The organism is Mesorhizobium sp. M8A.F.Ca.ET.021.01.1.1 (genome assembly GCF_003998025.1).
In the GTDB taxonomy this organism is placed as follows: Bacteria; Pseudomonadota; Alphaproteobacteria; order Rhizobiales; family Rhizobiaceae; genus Mesorhizobium.
On record NZ_RZSJ01000198.1, the window covers coordinates 1 to 9,714 of the forward strand.

Sequence of the window (9,714 nt, forward strand, 5' to 3'; positions counted from 1 at the left end):
CTATCCCATGATGCGCAGCGCCCAGAACCAGGTCGCGACCCTGTCGGAAGAGCTTGCCGGCGAGGGAATTTGATAGACTAGGCAATAGGCATTAGGCGCTTGAGCTTCCCTACTGCCGCCCTACAACTTATCAACCTCCCTTCCCGTATATCCCCCATGAACCTGATCTACGCCGCGCTCGCCTTCCTTTTCGCACTCGTCCTTGCCCTTGTCGGCGTCACTCGCGTCGGCTCATGGCTGATCGAGCGCCGCGGTCCGCCGGTCGGCGCGTTCGTCGACATTGGCGGTGCCCGTATCCACTATGTCCACGTTCCCGCGTCAGTTGGTGCGGATCTGCCACCGATCGTCTTCATTCACGGCGCCAGCGCCAATTTGAAAGACCAGATGCTGCCGCTCAGGCCGCTGCTCGAAGGCCGTGCCGAAATGCTGTTTTTCGACCGGCCGGGAGCCGGCTGGTCGGGACGCGGCCCCGGCAACAATGAAAATCCGTCGGCACAGGCCAACACCATCGCCGCGCTGATGGACCGTCTCGGCATCAAGCGGGCCATCATTGTCGGCCATTCCTTCGGCGGCGTGGTGACGGCGGCCTTCGGCCGCGAGCATGCCGACAAGACGCTCGGCCTTGTCTTCCTGGCGCCGGCGAGCCATCCCTGGCCGGGCGGCGCGACGTCCTGGTACTACGACCTGACCATCATTCCGGTGATCGGCCGGCTGTTCTCCGAGACCCTGAGCTATCCTGCGGGAACGCTGCAGATGGCGGACGCCACGACCTGCGTCTTCTCGCCCAACAAAGTGCCGGAAAATTACCTCGCCTCAGCCGCGATCCCGCTGGTGCTGCGGCCGTCGGCCTTCCGCGCCAATGCCACCGACGTCGCCGGGCTCTATCGGTATGCGCTTGGCGCGGCACCGCATTACAAAGTGATAACGGCGCCGACCGTGGTCATCTCCGGCGATCGCGACAAGGTGGTCTATGCCCGCATTCACTCCGTCGGCCTAGTGCGCGACATATCAGGCGCCGAGCTGGTCTGGGTGCAAAATCTTGGCCACAAGCCGGACTGGATCGCCTCCGACCTCGTCGTCGGCGCCATCGAGAAGGTTGCCGGCAAGGCTATCGACCTGGAAGCAATCGCCACGACGGTGGAAGCCCGGATTGCCGACGATGCCTATGGCGTGGGCAAATGCGCCGACATCAAGGAGCCACGGGCCGAGCTCGCCCCGACCTGACAATCCGAAGCTATCGCAAGACGCTATTGGGAACAGAGCGGCATGTATGTCCTGAAACACGGCATAAAGAAAAATCCCGAAAAGCGATGGGCACTGCCGGATCGCATCTTCTTCGGTCACGGCGCGTGCGCCATTCTCGCCGGCACCTTTCTCAAGCATCCGCCTCTGGAGGGATTTTACGGCGAACGTATCATTCCCGGCGAAGGCTTTTCCGGAAACCATATCTACGTGACGAACGGCGTGATCGCTTTCGACTACCACGGCTATTGCGCTCGAGAGCGGTTGCTCGAACACCATGCGAGAGGCTGGGCTTCGCGCCACACCGGATGGCATTGCACCATCGCGCGGGTCGATTTCGATCTGCTCGATACGACCGAACTCAACCGGCGAAAGATACTGGGCCCGGATCAGTATCTGTACGATCCTATTCCTCGCGCGCGCCGGTTTCTCCAGGCAAGAAATCACGCGGAAGCCGCGGCAAGGGCGCTCGGAGCCGCGACGGTATGAGGCCATCAGGTGTTAGGCAGGCGTCGCCAGCCGCTAGATAACAAGCAGCGGCGTCTTGCCGGGAACCCGATCGTAGAGGTCCATGACGTCCTGATTGAACATGCGCACGCAGCCGGATGACGCGGATTTGCCGATCGATTTCCAATCCGGCGATCCATGGATCCGGTAGAGCGTATCGACGCCGTCCTTGAAGATGTAGAGCGCACGCGACCCGAGCGGGTTGCTGATGCCGGGCTGCATGCCCTGGCGCCATTTTTCCAGCTTCGGATCCCTGCGGATCATCGCCGAAGGCGGCGTCCAGGTCGGCCATTTTCGTTTCCGCTGGACGATCGCGCGGCCCTTCCAGGAATAGCCCTGGCGCCCCAGTCCGACGCCGTAGCGCATGGCCTTGCCGTCCTCGAGCACCCAGTAAAGGTGCTTGTCGGTCGTATTGACCACGATCGTGCCGGGTTTTTCGCCTGTCGGATCGTCGACGCTCTGCCTCAGGAACCGCCCGTCGACCTTGGCGAACGGGATTGCCGGCAGCGCATGGCCGCCGTCTTCGACCGCGCTGTACATGCCCGCATAGTCGGGCGACGCCGGGCTTACGGTTTCAGGCGCGGCAGCTTCGATGGGCGCCTTTTCCGGTGCCGGTTCGAGCGGAACCGGGGTAGGCGTGCTCGCCAAGCTGATCGATTGCCTGGGCAGTTGGGCACAGGCGGAGACGGTCGAAACGCCAATAAGCGAAAGCCCGGTCAGAAGGGACCGGCGTGAAACGGCAAATGACATTCAATATACTTTCAAGCGAAGGGAAATTCAGGCGGTTGCGAAGCGGCTGTTAACGCCGCCTCACCGCGTCTTGTAGAGTGGATCGCGGCGGCCCTGTGTCGAGACAAGGGCGGCGATGATTGTCCAGACTTTTGTAGCACTGCGGCCGCAGTGGGCTCTGCGCCAATGCATGTCGCCCAAAAGTGACCTCGGTTCGCGCGGTGTTCCCTCGAGAAGGCTTACCGTCCGGCTGTTTCCGATCCGACATAGGCGATGCGCAGCATGTTGGTCGATCCCGGCGTCCTGAGCGGCACCCCAGCGGTGATGATGACGCGGTCGCCCGGCTTGCCGAATTCCTCTTCCAGTGCAATGCGGCAGGCGCGGTTGACCATGTCGTCGAGATCGGTGGCGTCTGGCGAGACCACGCAATGCGTGCCCCATAAAAGTGACAGGCGCCGCGCCGTATTGAGGATCGGCGACAGCGCGATGATCGGCACTTGCGGGCGCTCGCGCGCGGCGCGCAGGCCGGTGGTGCCTGATGCCGTGTAGGTGACGATCGCCGACAGTTTCAGCGTTTCGGCGATTTCGCGGGCGGCCAGCGAAATGGCGTCGGCGCCGGTCGCTTCCGGCTCGGAGCGCTGCGCGTTGATGATGCCGGCATAGGTCGGGTCGGTTTCGACCTTGGCGGCGATGCGGTTCATCATGGCAACCGCCTCGACTGGATAAACGCCCGCCGCCGATTCCGCCGACAGCATGATGGCGTCGGCGCCTTCGAAGACGGCGATCGAAACGTCGGAGACCTCGGCGCGGGTCGGCACCGGGGCGGTGATCATCGATTCCAGCATCTGCGTGGCGATCACCACCGGCTTGCCGGCACGGCGCGCGGCGCGCGTGATCTGCTTCTGGATGCCGGGCACCGCTTCCAACGGCATTTCGACACCGAGATCGCCGCGGGCAACCATCAGCGCATCCGACAGTTCGATGATCTCGGCCAGTCGGGCGACAGCCTGCGGCTTTTCGATCTTGGCCATGATCAGCGCCCGGCCGCGCGCGATCTTGCGCGCTTCGGCCAGATCCTCCGGCCGCTGCACGAAGGACAGCGCGACCCAGTCGACGCCGGTCGCCAGCACCGCGTCGAGGTCCTTGCGGTCCTTCTCGGTCAGCGCGCCCACCGGCAGATCGGTGTCGGGCAGGCTGACGCCCTTCTTGTCGGAAATCGTGGTGCCGGCAATGACGGTGCACACGATCGACTTGCCGTCGCTCTTCACCGCTTTCAGCTCGAGCTTGCCGTCGTCGATTAGGAGTCGATGGCCAGCCTCGACCGAACTCAGGATTTCGGGATGCGGCAGGTAAACCCTGGTCGAGGTACCGGGCTCGGGATTGTCGTCGAGCGTGAAGGTCTGGCCCAGCGTCAGCACTTCCTTGCCGTTGGCGAACTTGCCGACGCGCAGCTTCGGACCTTGCAGGTCGGCCAGGATACCGATCGGCCGGCCGACTTTTTCCTCGACGGACCGGATACGTGCGACCAGCGTGCGCATCAGCTCATGATCGGTATGGCTCATATTGATGCGGAAAACATCCGCACCGGCTTCGAACAGCTTCTGCAGCATCTCCTCGGACGAGGAGGCCGGACCGATTGTGGCTAGGATCTTGACCTTGCGGCTACGTCTCATTGACTGTTCGTTCCCGGGGCGGCTGGGGCGCCTCCCGTTGCGGGCTCATCGGTGAGCTGGACCATCCAGCTTGCCTGCTCGCCCGTGTCATATTCCTGGAATCCAGCGCGCTGGAAGCCTCGGGCGACGCAGTCGCTTACGCCCGCGATCTTGAACTCTTTTTCAGCCACGCACATGTTGATCGGGCCGTCCCAGCGTCCACCGCGCTCGGCGTCTTCTGCATAAAGATAATAAAACCTTGATGACAGCGGCCCTTCGATCAACGTCTTGCAGCTCGATCCTTCGATGTGCCACCAGCCCTCGGTGATCCAGCCGGCCTTGGCACGATAGCCGATGCCGACACCGACCAGGTTCTGCGTGGCGTTGCAGACGCGGAAATCGGCGTGCGCCGGCGAGGCCATGACCATTGCCGACACGCCACCGGTCAGGATCAGGAGCGGCATCGCAAAGCCGGAGCGCATGCGCTGCCTGCCGGCGGAACCCATTCCAAAACCCCTCAAGAACCACATCAGCATCTCTCTGCGCCCCTTTTCGGAAAAGTCCGGGCGCATGTCAACGCGCCGTTTTGTCCAATTCCAATCGATTTAGGAAGGCTCCCGGCGCACGATCCGTCGCCCCTTGCCAGATTTCCCGGGAAACCTTGGCCAAACAACGGCATTGCGCACGCGTCGTCTTCGTGGAATGACGATAGCATCCTCCCCAAAAGCCAGCGAACGACCATTTTCCGCCAATGACCCGATCCACAGTTTTCGCGCCCTTCGACATCGTCGAGGGCGACCGCAAGCGAAGCATCGTGCTGCTGGCTGATCATGCCCGCCGCGACCTGCCCGAGGAGTATGGCAGCCTGGGGCTGCCGTCGGCCGAATTCGACCGCCATATCGCTTATGACATCGGCGTCGAAGCGGTGACGCGCGAACTGGCCGCCTTGCTTGGCGTGCCGGCACTTATCGCCAATTTCTCGCGGCTCTTGATCGATCCCAATCGCGGTGAGGACGACCCGACGCTCATTCGCCAGCTTTACGACGGCACGATCGTGCCGGGAAACTATCCGATGGCGCCGGAAGAACGCGAGAGGCGTCTCGACCGCTTCTACCGGCCCTACCACGACGCGGTCGGCGCCATGATCGCTTCGGTCGTTCAGGCTTCGGGGCAGGCGCCCTTCATCTTTTCGGTGCATTCCTTCACACCGGTCATGCAGGGCATCAAACGCCCCTGGCATGTCGGCATCCTGTGGGACAAAGACGACCGGGTGGCGCGGCCGCTGATCGACATGCTGGCCGAGGACAAAAACCTCATCGTTGGCGACAACGAACCGTATGACGGCGCTCTGCGCGGCGACACCATGTTCAAGCATGCCATCGTCAATGGATATGCCCACGCGCTGCTCGAAATCCGCCAGGACCTGATAGCGGACCAGCAGGGCGCCCTCGCCTGGGCCCAACGGCTGGCGCCGATCGTTGACGCCATCGACCACCGTCCCGATATACATGCGGTAAAGATGTTCGGCTCGCGCACCGGGCCGCTATGACGGAGGTTTCGATGACCGAACTCAGCGACGAGCAGAAGCGCGACTTCGAGGCCGCCGCCTTTCGCCGGCTGGTGAGGCATTTGCGCGAACGCAGCGACGTGCAAAACATCGACCTGATGAACCTCGCCGGCTTCTGCCGCAACTGCCTGTCGAATTGGTATCGCGAGGCAGCGGAAGCCAAGGGCGTCAACCTCGGCAAGGATCAGTCGCGCGAGATCGTCTACGGCATGCCCTATGCCGAGTGGCAAGCGCTCAACCAGACAGAGGCTTCGGACGCCAAGAAGGCCGAATTCGAAGCCCGGCGTCCCAAGGATCACTGAGGCCGTTTGGCCCAAATGCTTTCTCGAAAGTGCGCTTGACTGAAAATTGAATCGATCTAATTTGCCGCGCAAAGCCATTTTTGACCGGAATCGTCCTATGAACGCGCCTAACGCCATGCAGACTGCCATTCGCGGCCGCTGGGCCGTGGCGGCCATTTTCCTCGCCAATGGCTTCCTGACCGGCAGCTGGGCGCCGCAGATTCCGGTGTTCCTGACGCGGCTGGATATCTCGAAATTCACGCTCGGCCTGCTGATCCTTTTGTTCGGCGCCGGCGCGGTCACCGCCATGACATGGTGCGGCCACCTGATCTCCAAACATGGCTCGCGCACCGTGCTGCGCTGGTTCGGTCTCTGCGGCAGCCTCGGCCTTCTGATCGTGGCACTGGCGCCCGACGTGCCGCTGGCGGCCGTCGCCATGTTCATCTTCGGCGGCTCGATCGGCGGCATGGACGTGGCCATGAATGCCAATGCTGTGGTGGTGGAACGGCGGCTGGGGCGCGCCATCATGTCCTCCTCGCACGGCTTCTGGAGCCTCGGCGGTTTCGCCGGCGGCGCCCTTGGCGGCTTTGCCATCCAGACTTATGGCCACCTCGCCCATGCTTCGGTGGTGACCGCGCTTGCCTTCGCGGCAATCGCGGCGGCGGTGCCCCATATCGTGGCCGAAAACAGACCGCAGGCGACCGAGCATCATAAATTCGCTTTGCCGGCAAACCCATTGGTCTACCTGATCGGCCTGATGGCCCTACTGACGATGATTTCCGAGGGCGCGGTGCTCGACTGGGCGGCGCTGTATCTGCGGCAGGAACTCGGCGCCGACCTCGCCGTCGCCGGCCTTGCCTACGCCGCCTTCTCCGGCGTCATGGCGATCATGCGCTTTTTCGGCGATGGCGTCCGCAACCGCTTCGGCGCGGTGATGACACTGCGCGGCTCGGCCATCGTCGCGGCCGCCGGCATGCTGATCGCCGGCCTGTCACCCTCGCCCTGGCTCGCCATATCAGCTTTCGCGCTGTGCGGCTTCGGCATCGCCAACATGGTGCCGATCATCTTTTCGGCCGGCGGCAACCAGGAGGGCATGTCGTCGGGCACCGGCATGAGCGTCGTCACCACCATGGGGTATTCCGGCATTCTGGTGGCGCCGTCGGCGATCGGCTTCGTCGCCGAACATTCCAGCTTCGGCCCGATCTTCATCGCCATGTCGGCTCTGCTGATCGTCGTTCTTCTGATGGCCGGATTGGCTCACCGCGCCGAATTCGCTCCGGATGCCGCGCCCGCCGAATAGCGTTTCAGTTCCTCGTGGAGAAAATCCGCCACGCGGCGGATACGCACGCTGCCGCGCACGTCGCGATGCATGGCCAGCCATACCGGCAGGGCAGGCAATGGCAGGCCTGGCAACAGCTTTTCCACCAGCGGATCGCGGTCTGCCAACGGCTCCTGGCCAAGGCCAATGCCGTTTCCCGCCCGCACGGCTTCCCAGAGCACGACCTGATTGTCCGCCCTGAAACGAAAACTGTTTCGGGTGACCGGGGCGCCATACTGGGAAAAGGCTCGGATCATCTCGTCGCTGCGATCGAAGCCGATCAGCGCGTGATCGACGAGATCGGCAGGCTCCAGCGGGCGCCCGTGCCTCTCCAGATAGCAGATGGCCGCGCAGGCGCAGAGCGCGATATCGCAGACCTTGCGTGCCATCAGTTCGTTCTGCGCCGGCTTGACCATGCGAATGGCGATGTCGGCATCCCGGCGCAGCAGGTTCTCGACCTGGTTCGAGGCAACGATCTCGACCTCGATGCCGGGTTCCTCGATGCCGAGCCGTGTCATCATGCCGGGCAGCACATAGGCGGCCACCACTTCGCTGGCGGCAATCCGCACCGTGCCTTCGATCGCTTCGACCGAACCCAGCGCCAGTAATGAGAAGGCGCTTGCCTGTTCGCTTACGGCCTTGCCACGTTCGAACAGGGTGCTGCCGGCTTCCGTCAGTTCATAGCCGCGTCGTCCGCGCCGGAACAAGGTGACGCCCAGCGCCTGCTCGAGTTCGCCGATATGACGGCCAAGCGTCGGCTGGCTGGCCGAGAGCTTGCGCGCCGCAGCCGACAGGCTGCCGGTTTCCGCCACGGTGACGAAACTCTTGATCAGGTTCCAATCGATATCATCCATTCATTTATGAATATCAAAACTCCATTCCTAGTCAATTTTCATTCGCAGATGAGGCAATCATATTCGAGCTGCAAACACCAACACGGAGACCTGAAATGACCAAGATCGCAATCCTCGGTGCCAATGGCCGGCTCGGCCGCGTCGTTGCCAAAGCCTTCATCGACGCCGGCTTCGACGTCCGCACCGTCACTCGCACCGGCAAGGTGCCGGCAGAGCTCGCAGGCGCCACCGCGGTTGCTGGCGATGCGCTGGACCGTCAATCGCTGATCCGGTCCACCGAGGACGTCGACATCATCTTCAACGGGCTGAACCCGATCTACACCGACTGGGGCAAGTGCCTGCCGATGGCCGAAAATGTCATGGCCGCCTGCCATGCGAATGGCACGGTGCATCTCTTCCCCGGCACGGTCTACAATTACGGCTCGCCCATGCCGGCGGTGATCACGGAAGACACCCCCTTCCACCCGACCACTGAAAAAGGCCGCATTCGCTGCGCCATGGAGGATTTGTTCCGTCGTGAGGCCGAGGCGGGCCGCGTGCGCACCCTCCTTCTGCGCGCCGGCGATTTTTTCGGCGGTACCGGCAGCGGCTCCTGGTTCGACCTGGTCGTTGCCGCCAAGATCAACAAGGGCATCTACACAGCGCCCGGTCCGGCCGACCTTGTGCATGAATGGGCCTATCTGCCGGACTTCGCGGTCGGCTTCGTCGCGCTGGCCAGCAATCTCGACAAGCTCGGCTTCTATGAGGCGCTGAATTTTCCAGGCCACGCCATCACCGATCTCGAGATCAAAGCCGCCGCCGAGAAAGCCATTGGCCGCCAGTTGAAGATGACGGCGATGCCCTGGTGGGTGCTGCGCGCCGGCAGTCCGTTCGTGGCGATGTGGCGTGAGATCGTCTCGATGTCCTATCTGCGCTTCGAACCCCACCAATTGGTCTCGACGCGGCTGGAAAGCATCATCGGCGAGGTCCCGCATACACCGCTCGATCAAGCGGTCGCCGAGGCCCTTGAGGATATCGGGATCGCTACGGTGAATAGCGCCGCGGAAGCTGCCTGAGGCTCGTCGCGGCCAAGCCGCCAGCGGCTGTCGATGGACGAAGCGGCCGCTCAGATCCGCCCCACCAACAGCAACACAAGGACGACCACAAGCACCACGCCGAGAACGCCCGACGGGCCATATCCCCAGGAGCGCGAGTGGGGCCAGGCCGGAACCGCACCGATCAGGACAAGGATCAGGACGATGATGAGGATGGTGCTGATCGGCATGGCAAATTCCCCGCTCTGCGTTGTGCTTCCAAGACAATGCTTGGCATTGACCCTTGGGGAAAATGCAAAAGGCCGCCCGGTTGTTCCAGGCGGCCTTTGCCGTTCATTGGGAAGTCTGCCTACTCCGCAGCTTTCGGGAAGGCGATCGCCGGCACGTCGTCTGCTGCCGGCGTGTCCGACGAGATCTCGCCCTTGCCACGCCGGAACAGGCGGCCGAACCAACCGCGCCGCTCGCCGGGCTTGATCTTGGCACGCGTGAACACCATCAGCATCGACGGCGTCACCACCAGGGTCAGGATG

The 9,714-nt window shown here is 63.1% G+C and carries 12 protein-coding genes; 6 read left to right on the plus strand and 6 right to left on the minus strand.

All coding sequences use genetic code 11. The features are described 5' to 3' along the window. Positions 1-156: 156 nt before the first annotated feature. Together EOA36_RS16985 and EOA36_RS16990 are read left to right on the plus strand one after the other, a co-directional pair. Positions 157-1,224, plus strand: coding sequence for an alpha/beta hydrolase (locus tag EOA36_RS16985; protein ID WP_127278618.1), 1,068 nt, complete (start codon positions 157-159; stop codon positions 1,222-1,224). A gap of 42 nt (positions 1,225-1,266) precedes the next feature. Beyond that, positions 1,267-1,731: a hypothetical protein gene (locus tag EOA36_RS16990; protein ID WP_127278619.1), complete on the plus strand. Its 465-nt coding sequence runs from the start codon at positions 1,267-1,269 to the stop codon at positions 1,729-1,731. A gap of 33 nt (positions 1,732-1,764) precedes the next feature. Here EOA36_RS16990 and EOA36_RS16995 read toward each other — a convergent pair whose 3' ends face one another. The 3 genes from EOA36_RS16995 to EOA36_RS17005 all read right to left on the minus strand — a co-directional run bounded on the left by EOA36_RS16995 (position 1,765) and on the right by EOA36_RS17005 (position 4,594). Next, positions 1,765-2,397 carry a L,D-transpeptidase gene (locus EOA36_RS16995; RefSeq protein WP_335930841.1) on the minus strand — a complete coding sequence of 211 codons (633 nt, stop codon included), beginning with the start codon at positions 2,395-2,397 and terminating at the stop codon, positions 1,765-1,767. 320 nt (positions 2,398-2,717) lie between these two features. Next, entirely contained in the window at positions 2,718-4,151 is a 1,434-nt protein-coding gene (gene pyk / locus EOA36_RS17000) for a pyruvate kinase (RefSeq protein WP_127278621.1), read from the minus strand. After that, positions 4,148-4,594: a DUF1036 domain-containing protein gene (locus tag EOA36_RS17005; RefSeq protein ID WP_245464385.1), complete on the minus strand. Its 447-nt coding sequence runs from the start codon at positions 4,592-4,594 to the stop codon at positions 4,148-4,150. The genes pyk and EOA36_RS17005 overlap by 4 nt, the downstream gene beginning before the upstream one ends. 287 nt (positions 4,595-4,881) lie before the next feature. Between EOA36_RS17005 and EOA36_RS17010 the strand changes: the two genes are divergently transcribed. The 3 genes from EOA36_RS17010 (at position 4,882) to EOA36_RS17020 (ending at position 7,278) form a co-directional block, all read left to right on the plus strand. Then, the gene (locus EOA36_RS17010) at positions 4,882-5,679 is read left to right on the plus strand and encodes an N-formylglutamate amidohydrolase (RefSeq protein WP_127278623.1); all 798 of its coding nucleotides are present in this window, start codon (positions 4,882-4,884) and stop codon (positions 5,677-5,679) included. Positions 5,680-5,690: 11 nt separating this feature from the next. Then, positions 5,691-5,999, plus strand: a complete 309-nt coding sequence (locus tag EOA36_RS17015) for a DUF1244 domain-containing protein (RefSeq protein ID WP_127278624.1) — start codon at positions 5,691-5,693, stop codon at positions 5,997-5,999. Between the two features lie 97 nt (positions 6,000-6,096). Beyond that, a complete protein-coding gene (locus EOA36_RS17020; protein ID WP_127278625.1) occupies positions 6,097-7,278 on the plus strand; it encodes an MFS transporter in 1,182 nt (393 codons plus the stop codon). Here EOA36_RS17020 and EOA36_RS17025 read toward each other — a convergent pair. Continuing rightward, positions 7,236-8,150: a LysR family transcriptional regulator gene (locus tag EOA36_RS17025; protein ID WP_127278626.1), complete on the minus strand. Its 915-nt coding sequence runs from the start codon at positions 8,148-8,150 to the stop codon at positions 7,236-7,238. The genes EOA36_RS17020 and EOA36_RS17025 overlap by 43 nt on opposite strands. Positions 8,151-8,245: 95 nt before the next feature. Here EOA36_RS17025 and EOA36_RS17030 point away from each other — a divergent pair, with 95 nt between their 5' ends. Beyond that, the gene (locus EOA36_RS17030; protein ID WP_127278627.1) at positions 8,246-9,205 is read left to right on the plus strand and encodes an SDR family oxidoreductase; all 960 of its coding nucleotides are present in this window, start codon (positions 8,246-8,248) and stop codon (positions 9,203-9,205) included. Positions 9,206-9,255: 50 nt separating this feature from the next. Here the strand turns inward: EOA36_RS17030 and EOA36_RS17035 are convergent, their stop codons facing one another. Then, entirely contained in the window at positions 9,256-9,414 is a 159-nt protein-coding gene (locus EOA36_RS17035; protein ID WP_127278628.1) for a DUF3309 family protein, read from the minus strand. 119 nt (positions 9,415-9,533) lie between these two features. Then, positions 9,534-9,714, minus strand: a 181-nt coding sequence (locus EOA36_RS17040; protein ID WP_145969195.1) for a hypothetical protein, incomplete at its 5' end; no start/stop codon positions are given.